This window comes from Pontibacter aquaedesilientis (genome assembly GCF_014773225.1).
Classification (GTDB): domain Bacteria; phylum Bacteroidota; class Bacteroidia; order Cytophagales; family Hymenobacteraceae; genus Pontibacter; species Pontibacter aquaedesilientis.
In genome coordinates this window covers 180280-203685 of record NZ_JACXAJ010000001.1, presented here as the reverse complement: position 1 = coordinate 203685, position 23406 = coordinate 180280, and the positions used below count along the sequence as shown (strand labels likewise).

The following is a 23406-nucleotide window of genomic DNA, read 5'->3' as shown; positions in this document are numbered from 1 at the left end:
GCTTACTTTGTACTAGTGGCTTCTTTAATAGCTTAACTAAAGCACGCCTAATTGCACCTTATTTCTTGTTGTTAAGTATATTTTCATGCAAAAGCTCTTCAGCTGCTATTACTGCTTCTTTCCTGTACCCCTTTTTTGAGATCTTCTCTACAAGCTCTTGTTCAGTGTGATCCTTAAATTTCAACTTAAAGCTTTCTACTAATACCCGTAGCTGGTCTTCAATCTCTGCATTTGTCAACTCTTCTTCGAAAGTTTCATCTATGTCGGGCAGGAATTTGTATTGGGTCTCTGTTTCCTTGATAAGCGGGTTTATCGGGTCAAGCATGAGGGATGTTAGCAAGAAGACGGTATTGTCATGGGTGACTAATTTCAGGTATCCATATTTTCTCCATGGAACTGGAAACCAATTCTGCTGCTTCTCAGGAAGTCGGTAATCTCGCTGCACCACCCTTGCTACTTGTTTTATATCTGAGGCATGTATAACGTGCTTTCCTTTTTTGTCAGTAATTGTTATTAGTTGCTGCTGCTTATCTACTTCTACAACTGTATATCTGTTCGTTAGATAATAAACAATATGTAAGTAAAATGCTGGTAGGAAGGAAACAGTGCAAACTCCTAATAGGAGAAAGTAAAAGTTTAGCTCTAAAAGCACACTACTCTCCTTAAACCAAATTAATTCCTTTAACCAAAGTAACAGAAGACCTACAGGATAGCCTAATATCACTAATGCTCCGTTGGAGATAGACTTTAACTGATGTCTCTTATTTATCTGTAAAACTTCTTTCATTGATATGATACCACCACAGGTATAAAAAGCCCCTCTCCTGTTTTTAGGAGAGGGGTTTGGGGTGAGGTTAGTTCAATGAAATATACGGCTTGTCCGCTATACCCATGGCCGTGGCCGTCGAGGTCAGCTGCTTCAGCGTGTCAAGTGTGCTTTCGTCGGCGCTTTGCATCATTTTCAGCAAGAGGGCCGATACACTCAGGTTGCGCACGTCTTCAGAGTTCATGCCGAACTGGTTGATGAAACGCTGCAGGTTCTCGCGGAAGTCCACATGGCCGTTGCCGTTTGGCTGGAAGAAGGTATCCTTCACCGTGTTTAGCACTTCGCTGTTACCTACCAGTCGGTCTACCTGCTTGCCTTTGGTGATGGAGCCCACGATCTGGTCGAAGAACATGGTTTCGCCACCCACGATGTCAATCTTCGCTGACTTCAGGGCTTCGGAGATCACCTCGGCCTGTGAAGCGGCAATGTCTTTCTGGATGTTGATTTGAGCCAGTTCGATGGCCTTGTCTTTCTCCAGGCGCAGCTTGAATTCTTCGTGCTCTTTGCCCACGCCATCGAGTTTGCGCATCGCATCGGCTTTCTCCTCTATACCTTTGGCATCCACGGTGAACTTCTCTCCGATCACACGGGCCTCTGCCAGTCCGCGCTTCTCTTCGGCTGTTGCCATGTTTTCTACCACAGTGGCCTCGGCTATACCTTGCTCCTTCGTCACTTTGGCGGTTACCATACCCAGTTTCTCGTCGGCTTCGGCCTGTGCGTTGGCCTTGGCTTTGATCACCAGCGCCTCCGCTTCGCCTTCTTTCTGACGGGCATGGGCTTTGGCCTCCATCACCTGTGCTTCTGACAAACCAATCGCTGCCGCTTGTGCCGCTTCGGCTTCTGCCATGGTCTTGATCGCCTGTGCACGGTTGTTCGACGACACCTGCTCTGCCTCCGCATCGATCAGCATTTGCTTGGCTCTGAACTCGGCTGCTTGACGGGCTGCTTCTGCGCCTTTTATTTCTTTTACCAGCGACTCTTCCGCCTCTTTCTCAGCATTCTTGATGGCCACCAGTTTTACACGATCTGCCTCAGCAAAAGCCTTGGTGTCCTTGATCTTTTCTTCCTCTTCCACCACTGCTTTCTCCACGGTCACACGCTCGCGGATGATGCCCTGTATGTTCTTACGCTCTTCTTCAATGGCTTTCTCTTTCTCGATCTGCGCCAGTGCTACGATACGTTCTTTCTCGTTGGCCTCCAGCAAACGGGCCTGCTCTACACGCTCTGTTTCTATGGCATCGGTACGCTCCTTGCTGCGCTCGGCTACCAATATCTGACGGTCTTTGTTCTGCTCGGCGATCTTTACTTCCTCGTCCGTGGCAATGCGGGCTTTCTCCGCTTTCAGGCGCTCCTCGTGGCGCACTTTCTCCATTTCGGCAAACTCACGCGATTTGATGTTGGCAATCTCACGCTTCTGCTTCTCTTCGTTCTCAGCCAGCTGTTTCTCAAGCTCCAGAATCGTTTCCTGTGCCTCCACATCCTGCTTTTTGATCGTTTTCTGCTTCTCCCGCTCAATCAGGTTAGCCTGCACTTTTTGCTTGGCCGTCAGGTCGATGATTTTCTTGATACCCTCGGCATCGAGGATGTTGTTCTCGTTCAGGTGGGTCAGTGGCGTTTGCTCCAGGTAATCAATCGCGCAGTCGTCGAGCACGTAGCCGTTCAGGTCGGTCCCGATTGTCTGCAGGATCTGCCGCTTGAAATCGTCGCGGCTCTGGTACAGGTCCACAAAGTCGAAATGCTTACCCACGGTTTTCAGTGCTTCGGAGAACTTGGCGTCAAACAGGCTTTCCAGCGCCGAGTGATCAGAGGCACGCTTACAGCCGATGGACTGCGCCACCTGTATCACGTCCTCCGGCGTTTTGTTCACACGCAAAAAGAAGTTCACCTTGATGTCGGCACGCAGGTTGTCCTTGCAGATCAAACCCTCGGAGCCTGTTCTGGAGATCACGATCGTTTTAAGGGTGATGTCCATCACTTCCAGTTTATGGATGACTGGCACCACAAAAATACCGGAGAAGGATACTTTTGTATCGCCCAGACCGGTACGCACCATGGCCTCGCCCTGGATGGCCTTCTGGTACATTTTGATAACGATGGCAATAAAGCCAATAGCGACTACCGCCAGTATAACGACGATAGACAGAGATAAAGATTCTAGCATGCGAATTAAATGGTTTGGTAAGGTTGTATGAGGTAAAATTTGTTTTCAGCGTTGTACTCGAGCACCAGCGCGGTTTCGCCTTTCTGCACGGCAGCGCCTTCGGTGGTTTTCACGTTCAGCAAGAGCGGAGCCCCGGAGGTCTTCACGGTCGCCTGTCCCAGTTCGGTCGGGTTGGCCGGCAAAATAACCGTGCAGAGCTGGCCGATGATGGAGGCGGCGGTTTCATGCTCTTTCTCGAGCGTGGCAAAAAGCTTGACAAACGGGGTTGTCAGAATTTTGGAGACAAACAGCGCTGCGATAAAGGAAGGCACCAGGTATAGCAGCCCCAACAGCGCATAGTCATTGTTGAGATAGTAGTTAGCCAGAATGGAGATCGCCCAGAAAGGCAGCGCCAAAAAGGACAGGAACACCATGAACGGCACCTTGCCCAGGTTGAAGAAAGCCAGTACAGAATTGAGCCACGTAACAGCAGACACGCCATCGGCATCCACTTCCGGCTCCACCTCCACATCAAAGAAATCGAGGTCCAGAAAACCGAAAATCACAGCCAGCCAGTACAGCAGCACAAAGACGAGCAATGCGGAAGGCAGGAGGTTGACACCGGAAAAAGCGGCTTGTAAAAGTTCGTTCATAGGCAAAAGTAGATCGTAACATGTATGGTGCTATAAATATAATAGAATATTCATAACAATGCATATACTAACTGTCTTTTGCACTGGCATCAACTTAAATAATCTGTTTCCTTATCTTTGCAAGTCATTTAACCGATCTGCTGCCTGGCCTGCTTCGGCCTGAGCAGAGACTACTATCTAATGCAAACACGCTACACCAAACAAATTATACCCCTAGATGGATGGGAACGTGAAGAGACCTTTCGCTTTTTCAGCACCTTCACGCAGCCCTTTTTCAATGTCCATACCGAAGTAGAGATTACCCCGCTTTACCGCTATTGCAAACAGCACGGCCTCTCGGTTTCGCTGGCCTATATGCACGCCACCACGCAGGCGGCACGTGCTTCAGAGAATCTGCTGCTGCGCATCGAAAACGGCCAGGTAGTCCGGTTCAGCGGACTCGATTTGTCTACCACCATCCTTAAAGACAACCAACAGATCGCCTTTACCCATTTTCCTTACCAGGAAAAACTGGAGGATTTCTGTGAGGAAGGTGCCGAGATTATCGCCTCGGTGAAAAAGAGCAAGAAGCTTTTCAACGGCCATCAGGGTATAGACCTGTTGCACATGACCACCCTGCCCTGGTTCACCTTCAAGGGGATGGAGCACGCTTTCTCGATTGGTCAGGAAGACCCAGGCGTGCCCAAGATCGGGTATGGCAAGCTGGAAATGCGTGATGAAAAGGTATACCTGCCCATGAGTATTGGGCTCCACCACGCTTTGGCCGACGGTTATCACATGCATTTATTCCTGGAGGAGCTGGGAAATGTGATCAAGGATTATTCTTGTTAGCTGGCGACCTCGGTAGCGCCGTTGGGACTGGCATGAACATCAACGCGATCTGCTACCGGGTATAAGGTATAGGTGAACCATCACGCATGCCGATCAGCCGCTAGCCGCCTGACCAGTTCCTGCATGCGCTCGTAATGGGAGCCTTTCCAGTAAACTCGCCGGCAGTTTTCGCATTGGTAAAACTCCTGAAAGTACCGCTTGGTCTTGGGTGGCAACAGGTCCAGCACGGCTGCTTTAGTGACCTCACTGATATTTCCGTTGCAGACCATACAGCGGGTGAAAGGCCTGCTATGCTCCAGAAGCCGGAAGCGCCTGATAACTGCTGCCAACTGCTCCTCGGTCTGCTGGGAACGCAGCCAGTAGCCTACAGGTATAGCTTTGTGCTTGAGCAGGTTGACATCCCGCGTCAGGACAATGCGCTGCTCCGTCTGTGCCTGTGCAACAATCGCCTTGTCCGTCAGGGCGTTGTCGTATGCCGCATCGAAACCCAGCAGGCGCAACGACTTAGCCAGTTTGCCCAGGTGCACGTCCAGCACAAACCTGAAGGCTGCTATACCTTGCAGCAGCTCCGATTCCCTCCCATCAAAAGGAAAAACCGCTACCCTGTCCTCGGGTTGCAGCTGGTGCGTCAGCGGCACAGGCAAGTCATTGATTAGCACTTCCCTTACCTCCAGGTGAGGTATGCCGATCGCCTCAATTGCGTCTTTCACGGCCGGGTGCCCTATAAAGGTATAGGCGAACCAGGTAGCCCTCTTGGGGCGGCGGAGAAAATCGTTGAGGGACCCATGAAAGTAGAAGCAGGCAGTGTGCGACATCGGTATCAGGTTTACACATCAGGTATACGAACCCCTAAAAAAACCGCCCAGACAAGATCCGGGCGGTTTAACAATTAACAGATAACAGTTTTTTGGCGCAATAGGCCTGGCTATACCTAGCCCGCCCTGCGGGTCTCTTCTTCGGCCCCTCCGGTGCGGCGGCGGGAAGGAGCTGACTGCGCATTGCCGAAGCGATAGTTGAAGCTGATGGTGGCCACCTGCGTGTCGCGGCGCTGGTAGAAGTTCTCGGCATAGCGGGCCAGGTGGGTATAGCCCCGCACCTTGTTGGTGTAGAAGGCATCGGTCACATGCAGCTTGAGACTTGCTTTTTTATCCCAGAACTGCTTCTGCACCCCTGCCGACACAAACCAGATCGGGTCGACTTCCAAGAACCCGTATACCTCCTGGCTTCTGAACACCCCCGCCAACTCGGCTGACCAGTTGTTTGGCAGCTTTACCGTGTTGTTCGAGTTCAGGTTAAAGGTGGGTACGCCGTTGCGCAAATCTGTGTCGGCGAGGTTTCCTCTGTACAAACCGTAGTAGAAGGTGGCATTGTTCACGCTATTGAACCAGTTGCCGATGGAAAAGGGGGCAGTTGCCGTCAATCCGAAATAATCGAGCGTGGCCAGGTTCTCAAACCGCTGCCGCACCAGTTTATCTCCCTCCGGGGCAGGCGAAAGCACATTCACCATAACGTCGGTGGTACAGCTGTAGCTCAGTTTGGTGATAAAGCGCTGATCGAAGGTATGGGTCAGTTCGAAGGAGTAGGACAGCTCAGGATTCAGGTAGGGGTTGCCGGCGGAGTAGGTGCTCGGGTCCAGGAAGTTTTTGAACGGATTGAGCTGGTTGTAGGACGGTCGGTTGATGCGGCGACTCACCGATAGCCCCAGGTCATGCTTTTTGCTCAGGCTGTAGTTCATGGCCGCGCTCGGGAACAGCTGGGTATAGTTCCGGTCAAATGGTTTATCAGTGGGCACCTCGGACCGCTGCTCCCCTTTTGCATTCGTATGCTCCAGACGCAGGCCGACCTGTGCATTCAACTTTGACCATTTCTTGTTGGCATTCACATAGGCGGCGTTGATGTTCTCATCGTACAGGAAGTGATTGCTCTTGTCGGTATCGAATACATCACCGCCATTGCTGCGGTCGTAGAACTGCAGGTTGTTGTCGGCACTCACCAGACTGCTCTTCAGGCCGGCCTCCAGGTTGCCGCCTATGGTGGGCATCGGCTGCCGATAATCTACTTTCGCCGATCTGATGGTCAGGTTTCCGTCCAGCGAGCCATAGAGCAGGTAGGGATTGCGCAGCGGCTCGTTGCTCAGATTGTAGTAGTTGGTCGTGAAGTTCTGCTCATCAGCGTTCTTGAAGGCGATGTAGTCCAGGTCGGCTGTGATCTCGCGGCCCAGACTGTCGATGGTATGTTTCAGGTTGAAGTTGATGCCCTGGTTGCGGCGATCATGCGCTACCAGCGCATTGGTCAGGAAGGAGGACTCGGGCTGATTGCTGGCATTGATCACGGCTGAGCGGTTGTAGGAGGTTCTGTCAATCCCCATGAAAAAGCCGTTGGCCACCACCCCCACAGTGGTTTTAGGGGAAAGTAGGTAATCGGCGCCCACCCGGACAGTATGGTTGCTGAAATTCATTTTGAAAACATTCTGCTGATCGTAAGCCCCTGTGTAAGCCCCGGCCTCATCGAAGAAGCGCCGGTAAATGTCAAGTTCGTTAAAATCCTTGCGCAGCACGTAGTTGTAGTTGCCAAACAGGTTGAACTTCCTGGCCCGGTGGTTCAGCTGCAAACCCTGGTTGGTCTTGGCGTAGCGTCCCTGCCCGAAGGAAGAAGAGAAAGTCCCGTTAGTGCCCAGGCTCTTGTCACGTTTCAGGCGGATGTCAATAATCCCGGAGTTGCCCGCCGCGTCGTATTTGGCCGAAGGGTTCGTGATCAGCTCGATCTTCTCGACGCTGCTGGCCGCCATACCGCGCAGCATGTTCGCCAGTTCGGAGCCCGACATCGGTACCGGCTTGCCGTCCACCATCACGATTACGCCCTGGCGGCCGCGCATGCTGATGTTGTCGTTCTGGTCCACCACCACGCCCGGCGCTTTTTCGAGCACCTCCAATGCCGTGCTGCCCGCCGACACAATACTGTTCTCCACGTTCACCACCGTTTTGTCGAGGTGCTGCTCAATCAATGGCTTCTGCCCCTCGATCACCACTTCCTTCAGTGCGGTGGCGGCCTGGCTCATCAAAATGGCGTCTAACGTAAGGCGTTGATCCGGGGCGGTTATATGCGCTTCCATAGCTTTTGACTTACCGAAACCGACCATGCTGGCGACTACCTTATACCGGCCGATGGCGATTCCCTCAAACTGAAAAGCGCCGGCCTCATCGGTCAGCGTGCCTTTTACCAGGGCAGAATCAGCAGCCTGCAGCAGCAGCACATTGGCATAGCCCATGGGTTTGTTCGCATCTTCGAGCACTTTGCCTGCAATAGTGGCCTGTTGCGCAAATGCCGTGGAAAAGGTCAGCCATAGAGCGGGCAGCAAGCCATAACGGAGCACCTGGTGCACGGCCTTGCCAGGTTGTGATAGAAACTGATTCATAAGACAATTTGGTTTAGGTTTTTCATAGTTTTTTTAAATTTATCAAAGGCGTTTTATCAGACATAAGTATCTCTAAATAAATAGGTTAACCCTTTCAAAATACTTGAACTGCTCCAATTTGCCTTAAGAAACGGACACTGCTTTAAGAAACAAAGCGGATACAAAAGATGGTTGAACAGAGAGGGAAGTTGCATGGCCCGACCGGGGCGGTGTGTTAAATATTTGTTAAATAACCTGAAAGGGGCTAGAGAGCGGCGACAGGGCTCGGCTCTACCTGACCCTTCGTATATTTTCAGAGGTTCTCCGTATAAATTCCCTAATATGCGGCTTCCTTTCAACACAAACCCTCTCCCATAGGTATGGAATCATATTTTGAACTGAAAAAGAACAATACTACTGTCAAAACCGAGGTGTTGGCCGGCCTTACCTCTTTTCTGGCGACGGCTTATATCATTGTGGTTAACCCCTCTATTCTGAGTCAGGCGGGCATGCCGTTTTCGGGGGTGCTGACGGCTACGGTGCTGGTCTCTTTTTTCAGTAGCGTGATGATGGGCCTGTATGCCCGTAACCCGATCCTAGTAGCGCCGGGCATGGGCCTGAATGCTTTCTTCACTTTCTCAGCCGTGCTGGGCATGGGCATTACGTGGCAGGTAGCGTTGGGCGCTGTTTTCTGGTCGGGTATCATTTTTCTGCTGCTCTCATTGTTCAATGTGCGCACGCTCATCGTAAAGGCGATTCCCCGTCCGTTGCGCTATGCGATTGCCGCAGGTATAGGTTTGTTCATTACCCTTATCGGGTTTGCCAATGCTGGCTTTCTCGTTGCCAATCCGGCCACTATCATCGGTATAGGGGCACTTTCGCCGGCCGTACTCACGTTTCTGGGAGGACTGCTCCTGATGGCCATTCTGATCACCCGCAACGTCACAGGCGCTATCCTGCTGGGCATCGTGCTCACGACACTGGCTGCCTATCCGCTAGGTAGATGGTGGGCAACGGAGGTCGATCCGGTGATTACCTGGCAGGGCCTTGTCTCTGCTCCCGACTTTAGCCTCATCCTGCAACTGGACCTGGTTAACTCGCTGCAGTTTTCGATCTTCCCGGTAATCTTCGCCTTCGTTTTCACGGACCTGTTCGATAGCCTCTCCACTTTCGTGGGCCTGGCCGAAGCCGCCAACCTGACCGATGAGCACGGAGAGCCCCGCAACGTGAAGCGATCACTGGCCACGGACGCTGTAGCAACCACTTTGGCGGGTCTGGTAGGTTCCAGTCCGGGTACGGCTTACATCGAGTCGGCGGTAGGTATAGAGGCAGGCGGACGCACCGGGCTGACTGCCGTTGTAGGCGGCTTGCTGTTTCTCCCGTTCCTGTTTCTGGCTCCGCTCCTCTCCATGATTCCGGCCATTGCCACAGCCCCAGCCCTGGTGTTGGTAGGCGCTTTTATGGTGCGTCCGGTTGTTAAGATCAACTGGCTGAAAATGGAGGAGGCGATACCTGCTTTTCTGGCAATGGTACTGATTCCTTTCACCTACTCCATCTCGCAAGGCATCATCTGGGGCTTCCTGAGTTGGGCCGCACTGAAGGTTGCCACAGGCAAAGGCCGGAGCATGTCGCCTACTTTGTGGGTGATCGTGGGCTTTTGTGTGCTGGCCCTGGTAATGCAGTCTTATTAAAAAATACCACACCAACTTACCTATATCTTCCTTAATTTAGGGTTCTCAATCAGAACCCTATGATCAAAAAATTAGTACTCTCAGCGTTACTGACTGCCGGATCGGCCATGCCAATAGTTGCGCAGGACGCACCTTCCTGGATGCGCTACCCGGCCATCTCACCGGACGGTAAAACCATCGTATTCACTTACAAAGGCGACCTTTATACGGTGCCGGCCACGGGCGGCACGGCCATTCCCTTAACACTGCACGAGGCGCACGATTTCATGCCGGTCTGGAGTCACGACGGCAAGTCAATCGCCTTTGCCAGCGACCGTTACGGCAACTTCGACATCTTCGTGATGCCGGCCACAGGTGGTGCCGCCCAGCGGGTGACGCACCATTCGGCCAACGAATTTCCGTACGAATTCAGTGCCGACAACAGAACGGTTTATTTTGGATCTAACCGCCTGGATGCAGCCAGCAACCGCCAGTTCCCGACGGCTTCGCAGCCGGAGCTATACCAGGTGGCTGTTTCTGGTGGACGTGTGACGCAGGTATTGACCACCCCGGCCGAGGAGGTAAAACTGAGCCGCGATGGCAGCAAAATGCTGTACCAGGACAAAAAAGGAGGCGAGAATACCTGGCGCAAACACCATGTTTCGTCCGTGGCCCGCGACATCTGGGTATACGACACCAAAACCGGCAAACACAGCAAACTCACGACCTACGAAGGCGAAGACCGCAACCCGGTTTTTGCTGAAAATGACAAAACCATCTACTTTCTGAGCGAAGCCAGCGGCACTTTCAACGTGCACAAAATGGCGGCTCAAGGTCCGGCCAAACCCGAGCAGGTAACCAGCTTCGAGAAGCACCCGGTTCGCTTCCTGACTGCGGCCAACGACGGCACCCTGAGTTTCAGCCAGAACGGGGGACTCTATACCCTGAAAGCCAATGGCAAACCCCAAAAAGTAAACATCCGGATCGCTATTGACGCCAAGAGCAACAACGAGAATGTTCTGACGGTGGGCAACGGCATTCGTGATCTGGCGGTGTCGCCTAACGGCAAAGAGGTGGCGTTTATTTACCGGGGCGAGGTGTTTGTGAGTGCCGTGGAAGGCGCTGTAACCAAGCGCATCACCAACACACCGGAGCAAGAGCGCAGTGTAAGTTTTTCACCGGATGGCAAGTCTCTGCTCTACGCCAGCGAGCGGGGCAAGAGCTGGAAGATCTACAAGACCGATATGGTGCGCTCGGAGGAGCCGTACTTTTACGCCTCTACCCTACTGAAGGAAACGGCCCTGGTTGAAAACGACAAAGAGAATTACGATCCGCAGTACTCCCCTGATGGCAAAGAGATCGCTTTTCTCGAAAACCGCATGACCTTGAAAGTGCTTAACCTGGCCAGTAAGCAGGTACGCACGATCCTGAACACGAATGAACTGTTCTCCATGCGCGACAACGACCAGTACTATACCTGGAGCCCGGATGGCAAGTGGCTGTTGTTTGAATACTCTGAGCCGGGCTTTGCTAATGGTGAGGTAGGCATTATTGCATCGGACGGCAAAGGCCATAAAGTAAACCTGACCGAGAGCGGTTACAGTGATTTCGCGCCGAAATGGATGGTGGGCGGCAAAATGATGATCTGGAACAGCACCCGCGACGGCATGCGCAACCAGGCAAACAGCGGCGGTGCCCAGGCCGATGTATACGCTTTGTTCCTGACGCAGGACGCCTACGACAAATACAGACTAAGCAAAGAAGATTACGCCCTACTAAAAGAGCAGGAAGAGAAAGCCGCCAAAGAAAAGGAGAAGGAAAAAGAGCAGGAGAAAAACAAGAAAAAGAAAGGCAAGAAAGACGAATCAGCCCCTAAAGACGACTTGCAGATTGACTGGGAGGGCCTGACTTACCGTAAGGCCAAACTGACGCTGCACTCTTCCAGTCTGTCGGATGCGCTGGTATCGAAGGACGGCGAAACGCTTTACTACCTGGCCAAGTTTGAGAAAGGCTTCAACCTGTGGTCGACCAGCCTGCGCTCCAAGGAAACCAAAATGCTGGTGACCCTGAACGCCAACCGTGCCCGCATGGTATGGGACAAAGAGCAGAAGAACCTCTTCCTCGAATCGGATGGCAAAATCGTGAAGCTGGACCCTAGCACCAGCAAGCAGGAAACTGTGAAGATTGACGGCGAGATGAACCTGGATGTAGCCGCGGAGCGTGCCTTCATGTTTGAGCATGTATGGCGTCGCACCAAGCAGACCTTCTACACGGCTGGCTACCACGGTGCCAAGTGGGACGAGCTGAAAGCTGACTACGAAGCCTATCTGCCGCACATCAGCAACGACTACGAGTTCTCTGAAATGCTGAGCGAACTGCTGGGCGAGCTCAACGTGTCACACTCCGGCTCAAGCTACAGCAAAAACGACCCGAACGGCGACGCGACGGCTTCATTGGGTATCTTCTACGACCAGACCTATGCAGGCAACGGCATCAAACTGGACGAAGTGATTGTAGGCGGTCCGCTGAACAAGGCCGGTCTGGACCTAAAGGCAGGTATGATCATCGAGAAAATAGACGGCGAAACGGTTACACCTGACAAGGATCTGGCACAGTTCCTGAACCGCAAAGCCGGCAAGAACACCTTACTGACCGTAACCGACGCCAACGGCAAAAACAGAAGGGACATCACTGTAAAGCCGATCTCACAGGGCGAAGAAAACACCTTGCTGTACAAGCGCTGGGTACGCCGCAATGCCGATGAAGTGGACCGTCTGAGCAATGGACAGTTAGGCTATGTGCACATACCCGGCATGAACGACCCAAGCTACCGCACTGTGTATGAGGAGGTAATGGGCAAGTATGCCAACCGCAAAGGCATGGTGGTAGACACCCGCAACAACGGCGGTGGCGACCTGGTAGCGGACCTGGCCATGTTCCTGAGCGGCAAGAAGTTCCTGGATTATACCACTGATACCCGCTCTGCCGGCTTTGAGCCCTCCTTCCGCTGGACCAAACCGAGCATTGCCTTAGCCAACGAAGCCAACTACAGCGACGGCCACTGCTTCGCCTTCAGCTACATCGACCTGAAACTGGGCAAGCTGGTCGGTATGCCGGTACCGGGCACCTGCACTTTTGCCGGATGGGAAATGCTGCAGAACGGCAACGTGCGCTGGGGCGTACCGCCTCTTGGTGTGAAGGATATTCAGGGACAGTACCTCGAGAACCTGCAAACCGAGCCGGACGTGAAAGTGATGAACGAGTACGAACTGGTAAGCAAAGGCAAAGACCAGCAACTGGAGGCAGCCGTCAGAGAGCTGCTAAAGGACATCGAAGCCCAGGGAAGGGCACAGAAATAAGCATCCCACAGGTATAGCAAAAGCCTCGGCCATCATGGTCGGGGCTTTTTGTTTGGGGTTGCCACTGTAGACTTTGATTAGAAATATAGTATGGTCAAAGGCAGCACTCTCGATTAATACTATTTAACATAAATAAACAACCAAAGAAACAACACCTCTAAACCGGTCTGCTATCCAGAGCACTGATCTCTTTTTTATAGGCCGGTGGTAAGATGAGCGCCTTGATTAACCAATCGGCCCGCAGGCGTCTGCTTAGTTTGTATACCTGGAGCACAGGTTTTAAAAAGGACCACTTCCCGAATTGCAACAGTTCACTCACTACGGTAGGCACAATCAGCTTCTGCCCTTCCAGCAGTAGCTTATACCTGACAGGCCCCAGGTGTTTGCGGTATTGTTTGTACAGATCGAAGGTATAGTGGCTTTGCTGCAGGTTCTGCTTTAGGTAGTCATCCCGCATGATTTGCCAGTCCTTGAAATTAGAGGGCAATCCCTGGAGGCCCATCCGTATACCTACCTGGCTGAAAACGTCGAACACCTCTTCCTTTTCAGCAAGGCTCAATTCCCTTTCCAATAACTCAAACGAGCGGATAGAATAGTCGATCAGCATGAACAGGACATCCCGGTAGGCCCAGTCAGGTATAGCCATGCCCCGTTTGGCCTCTACCCCGGCATGTATTTTGGCCATAGTGTCGATGGCTTTGTGAGCACCTGCCTGACTAGAGAAAACGATTTGCCTGGCATACTCCACCGTCGAAAACAGGCGCCCCAGCGGATCGGCGGGCAGCTTGCCGGTAAAATACAGCCAGTCGACCGCCTTGTTGAGCGCGAACTCAGCCGAGGCCCCCGCAAAAATAAACAGGATGGTGTCGCTCTTGCCCCAGATCTCACGCACAACAGCGCCTTCTTTCACAAAATAGTTCATATTATCTCAACATTTATTCGTCTTAAATTGTGCGGGCATACACTAAATTATAGCACACCTATACCTGACACAAGGCTCACAAACACCTCATAACAGTCAGGTTTATAGCACTATATAAATTTTTACAAATATCAGACTTGCGTTTAAAAAAAAATTGTGTTTATCTTTAGGCTCAACTTTTAGCCGAGTAGAACCCGCTTAGCCTGCCCGCTCACCTAGGGTTGGGCTAAGCGGTTTTTTTTTTCATTATGATCAACTACAACCCAAAAGACTGGTTCGTTTTCATCTTCCGCTTCTCCAAGGCCGACACCTTCAGGAGGCTGCTGCCGCTTATGCTGGCCGTCGGACTCTATGCCGGTATAGTAGCCTATCTGGAACTGAATTACCTGAACCTTTCTGAATCGCAGTATATCCGGAATGTGGGCCTCATGCACGGAGTGCTTGGCTTCGTGATCTCGCTCCTGCTGGTGTTCCGCACCAACACGGCTTATGACCGCTGGTGGGAAGGGCGCAAGATCTGGGGGGCCATCACTAACAGCTCCCGCAACCTGGCCATTAAGCTGCAGGCCATCACCGCCGACGAGAAAGACCGGCAGTTCTTCCGGCTCATGATCCCTAACTACGCCTTCGCACTCAAGAACCTGCTGCGCGAGAACGAGGACTTCACAGAGTTAGATCCGGTGCTGGACCTCAAAAAGGGAAAGCACTTGCCTAACCAGGTGGCAGCCAAAATGTACAGTCGTCTGAATACCATGCTCGGCCAGGGCAAAGTTGACACGGCCCAAATGCTTATCATCAACGAAGATCTAAAAGCCCTGACCGACCACTGCGGTGCCTGCGAGCGTATCAAAAACACGCCTATACCTTTCACTTATAGCGTCTTCATCAAGAAATTCGTTTTCTTTTATGTCATGACGCTGCCTTTCGGCTGGGTATTCAGCATGGGGTATTTTATTATACCTGTGGTGGTGCTCATACTTTATGCACTGGCAAGTTTGGAGCTGATTGCTGAGGAGATCGAAAACCCTTTTGGCACCGACCCCAACGACCTGCCCATCGATCAGATCTGCCATAACATCCGGAAGCATGTCGGGGAATTGCTGGATTGATGATGTAGCGCCTTGGGCTATTGGGTATATTTGCCAGCTAGCTTGCCAGTGGGCTATACCTTTCAATTAAAAATTCGAATTACAAAAAAAGCCTATGCAGCCCGACGCAAACATACTCCCAGACCTGGTAAAAATGAAGATGCCGTTTGGCAAGTACAAGGACACGGTGCTGTGCTACCTGCCCGTGTCCTACCTGGAGTGGTTTGCGCGTGAGGGCTTTCCGCCGGGCAGGTTGGGGATGCTGCTGGCCACCCTTTTCGAAATCAAAGCCAATGGGCTGGAGTACCTTCTCGAACCGCTTAAACAACAGGCACGAAACAGGCGGTAAGCCAACCTAGCGCAATTCGTCGAAGCTATACCTGGCGTCGTTCCAGAACGCATCGAGCGCGATGATGCGTGGTTTGAAAAAAGAGATGAGAGCCGGCCAGTCATTTTGGTTGAACACACTCACACCGTTTATCTCGGTATAGATGCGGCTGATCATTTTGCCGTTTTCGTCATAGGTATGTAAATCCCATTCCCACTCCTCTCCCACGCTACCGTGCAGCAACTCCCTGAGGGCTGTGAACTGCTCAAAGAACATCTGCTGAATCTCCGGGTCGCGTTGGGCCATCTCGATCGCAATGGAGGCTTTCTTCTTATCGGCGTTCATCTTGAAGAACACATCCTTCAAACCTGTTTTGTAGTTGATCCAGTTGGTGGGCATTCCCTCGGCGGAGGTGACCGGGGCCATGTACTGCCCGAATGCAGTCCAGAAAGCCTGGCGGAGCTTGGATGCCTGTTCTCTTGTATACATATAGCAAAATTGGCAATTGCCTGAATGATTAGCAAAGTATACGAAGATCGGGCAGGTACTTTCAAAGTACTTCTTACATTTTCCTTCAATCCGATACCCTAATGCTCGTAGGATAAGTAAAAGATTAAAGAACGCTTCTTTTTGAAAGTTACTCCAAGCAGCTATCGGCATGAAAAAGTTACGCACCTTGTTTACGGTACTCCTACTCACCACAGGTTGCCAGGCACAGGACAACCGGACGAAGCTGGATGTCTTGCAACATGTGGGCGGTCCCTGCGAGGGCTGTGAGGCAATACATGAATACGGAGAAAAAACACTGTCGCCCGTCGATACCCTGCCTGCCTTCGGGAAACCAGGAACTGATAAGCTGAAAATCACCGGAACCGTTTACCAGCAAGATGGCGTAACACCGGCCAGGGGCGTCATCCTATACATATACCACACCGACGAAACCGGCCTATACCCCAAACGGGGAAACGAAACAGGCTGGGCCAGGCGGCATGGCTACTTGCGTGGCTGGATCAGGACGGGCCCAGACGGTCGCTATACCTTCTATACCTTGCGGCCCCACACCTATCCTTCCAGAACCGAGCCAGCCCATATCCACATCACGGTAAAGGAACCGGATAAAAATGCCTACTACCTCGACGATTTTCTGTTTGACGATGATCCTTTACTGAGTCAGAAGATCAGGGCTTCCAGGGCTAACCGGGGCGGCAGCGGCCTTGTTTCCTTGCAAAAACAAGGCGACTTGCTCATGGCTGAAAGAGACATCATCCTGGGTCGCAACATACCCGGTTATGACTGATACCATATCCGGCCTGAGAACAAGGACCTAAGGGCAATCGCAACTTAATAAATTGCATCATCGTTGCAGGGATACATATAGTTTTCCTAAGATGTATCCCTGCAACTGGTTTAGATGCAGGGCCCTAAACACTAAAACAATGAAAAAGAAAATAATAACCGGATTACTGGCGTCTGTCTTTCTGATGGCCAGTTCCTGCTCCACCAACCCGGTAACCGGCAAGAAGGACGTTATGCTGATGTCCGAAAGCCAGGAGATCGCTTTGGGCAAGGAAGCAGACCCCCAGATAGTTGCCCAGTTTGGACTATACGAAGACCCCGCCCTGCAGCGCTTTATCAGCGAGAAAGGGCAGAAAATGGCGGCTGTCTCACACCGCAGCAATCTTAATTACGAATTCAAGATCGTGGACTCCCCCGTGATCAACGCCTTTGCAGTGCCGGGCGGCTATGTGTACTTCACCCGGGGCATCATGGCGCACTTTAACAACGAGGCGCAGTTTGCCGGGGTGTTGGGCCATGAGATCGGCCACATCACTGCACGCCACTCGGCGCAGCAGCAAAGCAAATCCATCCTGACGCAGGGCGGCCTGCTGCTCGGCATGATCCTCTCGCCCACGATTGCGCAATACGGTCAGGAAGTTTCGCAAGGCCTTGGCCTGCTCATGCTCAAATATGGCCGTGACGCCGAGCGCGAGTCGGATCGTTTGGGTGTGGAGTACTCCACCAAAATAGGCTATGATGCCAAAGAGATGGCAGACTTCTTCATCACGCTGCAACGCAAGCAGGAAGAAAACGGCCAGTCTCAGTTGCCCTCCTTCCTTTCCACCCACCCCGACCCAGGCGACCGCTACACCACGGTAACTAAGTTAGCAGCAGAAGAAAAAAGAAAGCAGAACCTGACCAATGCGCAGATCAACCGCAACAATTACCTGAAAATGATCAACGGCATGGTCTATGGTGAAGACCCGAAGCAGGGTTTCGTGGAGAACAGCGTGTTTTATCATCCGGAACTGAAATTCCAATATGCCATACCTACCAACTGGGACTACCAGAACTCCCCGCAGCAGGTACAGATGGCCGCCAAGGACGGCAGCGCGATGATGGTGCTTACCCTGGCCCCCGGCGCCAACCTGGAGGAAGCCGCCCAGCAAACCCTGGAGCGTTACCAGCTCACGGCCTCGGAGGCGAAACAGGTGACAGTAAACGGAATGAATGCCATTGCCATGATAGCTGACCAGCAGCAACAGCAGCAGACCATCCGTACGCTTACTTACCTGATCCAGTACGACAAATATATCTATAGCCTGATGGGGATCACGGCGGCTAACAACTTTAACAACTACTTCCAGCTCTTCAGCAACAGCATGCAGAGTTTCAGGAAGCTCAGCGACCCGGAAAAGCTAAACCGCCAACCGGAGCGTATCCGCATTGTGACGGTAAACCAAAGCACGACCCTTAACCAGGCCCTGCGAAACAACAAGATACCCGAGGCCCGGCTGAACGAATTTGCCGTGCTGAATGGCATGGAACTTTCAGATCAGGTACAGGCCGGCACCATGATCAAGGTTATCGGCAAATAAGCCGCTTTAGTTAAATGTGATAAAATCTAATTAACAGAAAGGCCCCTGCTTGAAATTAAGCGGGGGCCTTTCTGGTGATGGGCTGGTTCACAAAGGAATTACTCCTTCAGCTTCATCATTTTGTGCGTTGTTTTCTTATCGCCCTGCTCCACCTGCAGGTAGTAAACGCCTGACGAAACACGCTGGAACCGCACGGGTTCCCGCTGGTGCTGCTGGTTTTTGAGGAACCGAACGGTCTGCAGTTGGCGACCTGTCATATCGATCAGCTGCACGTGCACCGGGCCACGGTAATCGCCTTCTAACTCCAGCAACGTAATTTCCTGCATAGGATTAGGATATACGTGTATGCCTTTTTCGGACAGTCCTTCCTCCACAGAAAGCACGATGTCTTGCCAAGGCACAAGCCCTGCCTGCGGGGTCTGCAGTTTTTTGGTTGTATAAATGTGAAACTCGCCCGGTTGCAACTGGATGTCCTCGTTGGTGTCGGCTATGCTGATTTCCCTTCCCGAGAAATAATCGAACCAGGTACCCGCCTTCGGAAAGCCGGATTTCACCAACTGGGTTTTTGTGTCGAAGTTGCCGACAATGTATACATCCATGCTGGCATGGGACAATATAATGCGCTTCACCTGGTTGCCTAACTGCAGATCAAAATCGGTTGTTGAGAAGGCTGGCTCGGTCAGTTTGAGTTTGATGAGCGCGGCGTATACCTGGTACAGTTTCTGGCGGTCGGCCTGCTGCTGGTACTCCCAACGGATGGGCTTCATACCGGTGCGTCCGTTCTGATCAATCGGCACATCGTATCCCAATTCCCCGAACTGCCAGATCATTTTCGGGCCAGGTATAGGCAGGAAAAAAGCGGCTGCCAGTTTGGCCCGATCCAGGGCGGTGGCCAGGGTGCGTGTGTTGTAATTGCCGTTCCTATTGCCGTTCTGCAGCACATCGTACATGAGGCGCTCCTCATCGTGGCTCTCCATGTACCCGATCACATACGGGTTGTTCCATCCACGCTCTTTATAGGAAATCCACTGTGGGTTGGCGGAAACACCTTTGGCCATGTTGCGGTAGTCGTGGTTGGAGTTGCCCCAGAACAGCATGCCGTAATTAGACAGTTCTTTCTCTTCCTGGTTCTCGCCGAAATGCTCCAGAATGACATAGGCCGTTTCGTCGTAGCTTCTGATTTCGTTGTAAATGCGCTTCCAGATGGCGACGCGGCTGGCATCGTAAGCGCCCCAGGCCCCAACGTTGTCACCAGTATTCTTCTGCGTGAAGCCTTTGGACAGGTCAAATCGGTAGCCGTCGATGTTATATTCCTCTATCCAATGGCGGTTCACCCGCTCCACCAATTGCTGGGTGGCCTTGCTTTCGTGGTTGAAGTCGAAGAACACGCTGAACGGGTGCGTGGCCTGTTGGTTGAAGAATGGGTTGTTTTCGGCAGGGCGATTACCGTTCCAGTACATCTTCACGTACGGGTATTCGTAATCGGCCTGATTGAGCACAATGTCCAGAATCACCGCTATACCTTGATCGTGGCATTTGTCGATGAAAGCTTTCAGGTCATTTTTGGTGCCGTAGGCTTTGTCCGGTGCAAAGAAGAAGATCGGGTTATAGCCCCAGGAGTCGTTGCCGGAAAACTCCATCACCGGCATCAGTTCGATCGCATTCACGCCGAGGCGCTTCAGATAGGTGAGCGTATCGGCCAGCGTCTTGTAATTGCGGGCTTCAATGAAGTCACGCACGTGCAGCTCATACACCACCAGGTTCTCCGCTTTAGGACGCTTGAAATCAGTCACTTTCCAGGTATAGGCCTTTTGGTTGGTCTGAAGCACCGATACAATGCCGCTGGCTCCTGTCGGGTAGGCTTTCAGGTTCGGATAGGTATTGGAAGGTATGTACTGGTCATTGTTTGGGTCCAGTATTTTTTCGGCGTAAGGGTCAGCCACAGCCAAGGTGCCGTCCACCAGGTACTGAAAAGCCACTTCCGCCCCAGCCTGCAAACCAGTCAGTTCAACCCAGTAGCGCTCGCCGTCTGGCGTGCGGTTCATCAGGTGCTGAGGCGTGCGCTGCCAGTTATTGAACTCCCCTATGGCGTACACAAAGCTTTTGAAAGGCGCATACAGCACCAGCACGGCACTGGTCGCACTGGTATAGTTGATGCCGTCCTTCATACCGGCCGGCAGTGCGGCCACCGCCGACTGCGGCTTTACGGTGAAGGTGAAACTTTCAGTTGCTGTCTCGCTTCCTTTTTTGGCCTCGATGGTCACGGTCCGGGTTACCCCGCGCTGCGAACCCGCATCAATCGACACGTTTACTTCTTCTGCATCACTGGCCGTGTGGACCACTGTGTTGTCGAGCCGTACGGTCAGGTCTGCCTTGGCAGAGGAAACCGCCTTGACAGGTATAGCGGCATTCGCTTCCACAAAAAAGTTCTTTTCCTGCGGCTCCCGAATGGCAACCTGCAGTTTGTCTGTATAAATGGTGACAATGAAGTCTTCGGTCTGGGCAGTGCCACTGCCGTTCTTGAGCAAAAGCCCCATCTTGTCGATTGTCTCATTGGCGGGCACCCCGAAATAGGTTCGTGGCACCAGTTTAATCTGCCAGCGGTCATTGCCTAGCGGGGTCATTTTGCCTGGGTTGAAAGGCTGGCTGAAGTTTGTCTGCCCGGCTGGTTGGTACTGGAAAGCATTGGGGTTGCCGACAACACCCGCACCTGCCCACAGGTATACATCGTCTGTTTTGCCCAGCAAGCCACTGGCACGTCCGTCTTTGGCCTGCTTCACGTCGAAAATAAGCGTCACCTCCTGCTCACCTGTCGGAAAGGCCGGTACTGTCTGCACTGCCTGTCCCAGGGCCTGAAAATGCAGCGGAAGCACAATGAGGAGGAATGCACAAATCTGATAAAAGTATTTGTTTGCCATACTGAATGGGGAAAATGATGAGAATTGAATCTGACGGTTATACTGCCTGGAGGGGCTGGTAGTATACGCTGGAAATAGCAAATAGCGTATTTTCAATATAAAAAGCCAATTTTATGCTGATAATCGTTCAAATTATGCTTCACTACCCTGCCCGCCACTATACCCAGGCGCGATCAAAAAATGAACAGGGGGCCTCCATACGTACAGCTTGTCGAAGGCGCAACCCTAACACGGCACGTTCATCGAAACAATGAACAAGCAGGTTTGTTTAGGCACCAGGATCGTCCTCCCAATGGCCATCTGCCCGCAGATGAGTGTTATAACACCGGATCAGATATGATTTTTTCACTCCCCGGAGGTATGAATTTCGATTAAATTCTAATATTATTGTTGAAACCGGAGGGTATACTGAGGCATTCGCACATGGACGAGTTGGCAGTTTGGGAGAGTTTCAAGGCAGGTAGCGAGGAGGGATTCTCGTTGCTTTACGGCCATTTCGCTCCTGTCATGCTTCGCTATGGCAACAGGATGTGTCCGGACCGGGAACTGGTGCGGGACTGCATGCAACAGGTCTTTTTCACCCTCTGGAAAAGCCGCGAAGCGCTGGGCTCGCCGGTGAGCGTGCGCAATTATCTCTTCAAGTGCCTCCGAAACGAGATTGTTCGAAAAGCAAACCACACTAGCCAGCACGACTCTCTTCCCGAAAACTATCATTTTGAGCAGGAGGATTCCTATGAGCAGGTTCTGATCCAGGTGCAGACAGCGGAACTGACCAAGCAGCGCATCGCCGAACTGCTGACGCGTTTACCCGCCAGGCAGCGCGAGGTGATTTTCCTAAAGTATTACGCCAACCTAAAATACGATGAAATTTCGGCGATCATGGACATCGAACAGGAATCCGTCTACAAAATCACCTACAAGGCCATCGCCAAACTGCAGCAGTTTCTCACCCACACTCCCCTCCTGCTTCTCTCACTTTTCGTTTTCTGATCTAAAATTATACCTGACGCGAATCGCCAGATTCGTGACTTTGTACTAAGTCGAGTCTGTGACGCGACGGGGTCGCAGAGCCCAATATAGCACGTCTCCGGCATCGGACACCCCTAACAGACACGCAGCATGCCTGGCCCTTCGGCCCATTCTAGTCTTCATATTATTTAGGAGCACGAATCCGGCAATTTGCGCCAGGTATAAGCAATTAAAGGCTTGAGGTATATGCTTAACGTCCGACTTCTTAACAATTAAAAAATATTTTTATATCGAAGGGATAATACTGCCGCTTGCTGTCTATTACAGTAAAGAGACCGGATATAATTTTTGACAGTGCCCTTTACAAATAACCCTAGAATGGACCATACCGAGGCGCTAGCCGCTGACTTTGCAGCAGACCATGATTTCATCCAGTGGGTGAAATACCCCACTTCCGAAAGCAATATTTACTGGAAGAACTTCATGATGGCGCATCCCGAAAAGGAAGAGACAATAGCCGAGGCCAGGCAATTGGTTCAGCTCCTATCGCAGGAAGATGCGGATGAAGAGGCATATGACCGGGACATGCAACTGGTTTGGCAAAAACTGGCCGAGGCACGTCACTCCGATACCGGGCTTCAGCCTGAAACAGGCAAAGTCATTTCGCTGCGCAGCTTCTGGCAGGAGCGCACTTGGCTTTCGGTAGCAGCCATCGGGTTGCTCCTGATCATGAGCGGCATCGTGTATTGGAAGCTACAGCCAGAACAACGGATAGAGTATGCGACACAGTTTGGTGAAAAACGAACTATCCAATTACCTGACAATTCCGTAATAGTACTTAATTCAAATTCTGTTGTAACTATTCCGGAAAAATGGCCTATAAATGAGCCACGTCAGGTATACCTGAAAGGAGAAGCCTTCTTTTCGGTAACACATCAGGCGAACAACCAGAAATTTGTAGTGACCACCTCAGCAGGCACACAAATCGATGTTTTGGGTACAGAATTTAACGTATATGACTGGGGCCATGAGAACAGAGTGGTGCTGGCTTCAGGCAAGGTTAGCCTGCAAGTGGTGCAAGGCGACAAGAGCAGCAGGCTGGACATGAAACCAGGCGAAATGGTTAGCGTAACAACAGACGCCGGGATCACAAGAAAACAGGTGAAACCTGCACTCTATATCTCCTGGAAAGAAGACAAGGTCTATTTTGACGATTATACCCTGGCAGAAGTAGCCACCATGCTGGAGCAGAACTATGGTTACCAGGTGGTTTTTAGGGACAAGACCTTACAGGGACAGAGAATAACAGCTTTCCTGGATGCAAAAGGGCTGGACGACATTCTGAGTACGATTGCGGAGACTTTCGAAGTGGAGGTTTCTCGCCAAAACGATAAAATCATCATTAACTCACTACAATAATTCACTATAACTC

The 23406-nt window shown here is 51.9% G+C and carries 17 protein-coding genes; 9 read left to right on the top strand and 8 right to left on the bottom strand.

Annotation, left to right across the window (positions count from 1 at the left end):
• Window positions 1–58 precede the first annotated feature (58 nt).
• The 3 genes from H9Q13_RS00840 to H9Q13_RS00830 form a co-directional block, all read right to left on the bottom strand.
• Window positions 59–787, bottom strand: a complete 729-nt coding sequence (locus H9Q13_RS00840; RefSeq protein WP_191181865.1) for a hypothetical protein — start codon at window positions 785–787, stop codon at window positions 59–61.
• Window positions 788–854: 67 nt separating this feature from the next.
• A complete protein-coding gene (locus tag H9Q13_RS00835; RefSeq protein WP_191181864.1) occupies window positions 855–2987 on the bottom strand; it encodes a flotillin family protein in 2133 nt (710 codons plus the stop codon).
• Between the two features lie 5 nt (window positions 2988–2992).
• Window positions 2993–3619 carry an OB-fold-containig protein gene (locus H9Q13_RS00830; protein WP_191181863.1) on the bottom strand — a complete coding sequence of 209 codons (627 nt, stop codon included), beginning with the start codon at window positions 3617–3619 and terminating at the stop codon, window positions 2993–2995.
• A 180-nt stretch (window positions 3620–3799) separates the two neighbouring features.
• On the opposite strand from H9Q13_RS00830, the gene H9Q13_RS00825 reads away from it, so the two are divergent.
• A complete protein-coding gene (locus H9Q13_RS00825; RefSeq protein WP_191181862.1) occupies window positions 3800–4450 on the top strand; it encodes a CatA-like O-acetyltransferase in 651 nt (216 codons plus the stop codon).
• 80 nt (window positions 4451–4530) lie between these two features.
• Here H9Q13_RS00825 and H9Q13_RS00820 read toward each other — a convergent pair whose 3' ends face one another.
• Both H9Q13_RS00820 and H9Q13_RS00815 read right to left on the bottom strand, forming a co-directional pair.
• Window positions 4531–5265, bottom strand: coding sequence for a Mut7-C RNAse domain-containing protein (locus tag H9Q13_RS00820; protein WP_191181861.1), 735 nt, complete (start codon window positions 5263–5265; stop codon window positions 4531–4533).
• Window positions 5266–5381: 116 nt separating this feature from the next.
• Window positions 5382–7865: a TonB-dependent receptor domain-containing protein gene (locus H9Q13_RS00815; protein WP_191181860.1), complete on the bottom strand. Its 2484-nt coding sequence runs from the start codon at window positions 7863–7865 to the stop codon at window positions 5382–5384.
• A gap of 359 nt (window positions 7866–8224) precedes the next feature.
• Here H9Q13_RS00815 and H9Q13_RS00810 point away from each other — a divergent pair, with 359 nt between their 5' ends.
• A complete protein-coding gene (locus H9Q13_RS00810) occupies window positions 8225–9535 on the top strand; it encodes an NCS2 family permease (protein WP_191181859.1) in 1311 nt (436 codons plus the stop codon).
• A 59-nt stretch (window positions 9536–9594) separates the two neighbouring features.
• The gene (locus tag H9Q13_RS00805) at window positions 9595–12873 is read left to right on the top strand and encodes a S41 family peptidase (protein ID WP_191181858.1); all 3279 of its coding nucleotides are present in this window, start codon (window positions 9595–9597) and stop codon (window positions 12871–12873) included.
• A 157-nt stretch (window positions 12874–13030) separates the two neighbouring features.
• Here H9Q13_RS00805 and H9Q13_RS00800 read toward each other — a convergent pair whose 3' ends face one another.
• Window positions 13031–13795 (bottom strand): oxygenase MpaB family protein, encoded by a 765-nt coding sequence (locus tag H9Q13_RS00800; RefSeq protein ID WP_191181857.1) that lies wholly within the window; start codon window positions 13793–13795, stop codon window positions 13031–13033.
• Between the two features lie 248 nt (window positions 13796–14043).
• On the opposite strand from H9Q13_RS00800, the gene H9Q13_RS00795 reads away from it, so the two are divergent.
• Both H9Q13_RS00795 and H9Q13_RS00790 read left to right on the top strand, forming a co-directional pair.
• On the top strand, window positions 14044–14904 hold the full coding sequence (locus H9Q13_RS00795) for a bestrophin family protein (RefSeq protein WP_191181856.1): 861 nt from the start codon (window positions 14044–14046) through the stop codon (window positions 14902–14904).
• A gap of 94 nt (window positions 14905–14998) precedes the next feature.
• Entirely contained in the window at window positions 14999–15232 is a 234-nt protein-coding gene (locus H9Q13_RS00790) for a DUF3820 family protein (protein WP_191181855.1), read from the top strand.
• Window positions 15233–15238: 6 nt separating this feature from the next.
• Here H9Q13_RS00790 and H9Q13_RS00785 read toward each other — a convergent pair whose 3' ends face one another.
• Window positions 15239–15700 (bottom strand): DUF4268 domain-containing protein, encoded by a 462-nt coding sequence (locus H9Q13_RS00785; protein ID WP_191181854.1) that lies wholly within the window; start codon window positions 15698–15700, stop codon window positions 15239–15241.
• 169 nt (window positions 15701–15869) lie between these two features.
• Between H9Q13_RS00785 and H9Q13_RS00780 the strand changes: the two genes are divergently transcribed.
• Both H9Q13_RS00780 and H9Q13_RS00775 read left to right on the top strand, forming a co-directional pair.
• On the top strand, window positions 15870–16508 hold the full coding sequence (locus H9Q13_RS00780; RefSeq protein ID WP_191181853.1) for a dioxygenase family protein: 639 nt from the start codon (window positions 15870–15872) through the stop codon (window positions 16506–16508).
• Between the two features lie 139 nt (window positions 16509–16647).
• Complete coding sequence (locus H9Q13_RS00775) at window positions 16648–18087, top strand: M48 family metalloprotease (protein ID WP_191181852.1); 1440 nt, start codon at window positions 16648–16650, stop codon at window positions 18085–18087.
• A 98-nt stretch (window positions 18088–18185) separates the two neighbouring features.
• Here H9Q13_RS00775 and H9Q13_RS00770 read toward each other — a convergent pair whose 3' ends face one another.
• Window positions 18186–21005 carry a DUF4961 domain-containing protein gene (locus H9Q13_RS00770; protein ID WP_191181851.1) on the bottom strand — a complete coding sequence of 940 codons (2820 nt, stop codon included), beginning with the start codon at window positions 21003–21005 and terminating at the stop codon, window positions 18186–18188.
• 423 nt (window positions 21006–21428) lie between these two features.
• Here H9Q13_RS00770 and H9Q13_RS00765 point away from each other — a divergent pair, with 423 nt between their 5' ends.
• Both H9Q13_RS00765 and H9Q13_RS00760 read left to right on the top strand, forming a co-directional pair.
• Window positions 21429–21995 carry an RNA polymerase sigma factor gene (locus tag H9Q13_RS00765; RefSeq protein ID WP_224743987.1) on the top strand — a complete coding sequence of 189 codons (567 nt, stop codon included), beginning with the start codon at window positions 21429–21431 and terminating at the stop codon, window positions 21993–21995.
• A gap of 357 nt (window positions 21996–22352) precedes the next feature.
• Window positions 22353–23393, top strand: coding sequence for a FecR family protein (locus H9Q13_RS00760; RefSeq protein ID WP_191181849.1), 1041 nt, complete (start codon window positions 22353–22355; stop codon window positions 23391–23393).
• The last annotated feature ends 13 nt before the right edge of the window (window positions 23394–23406 follow it).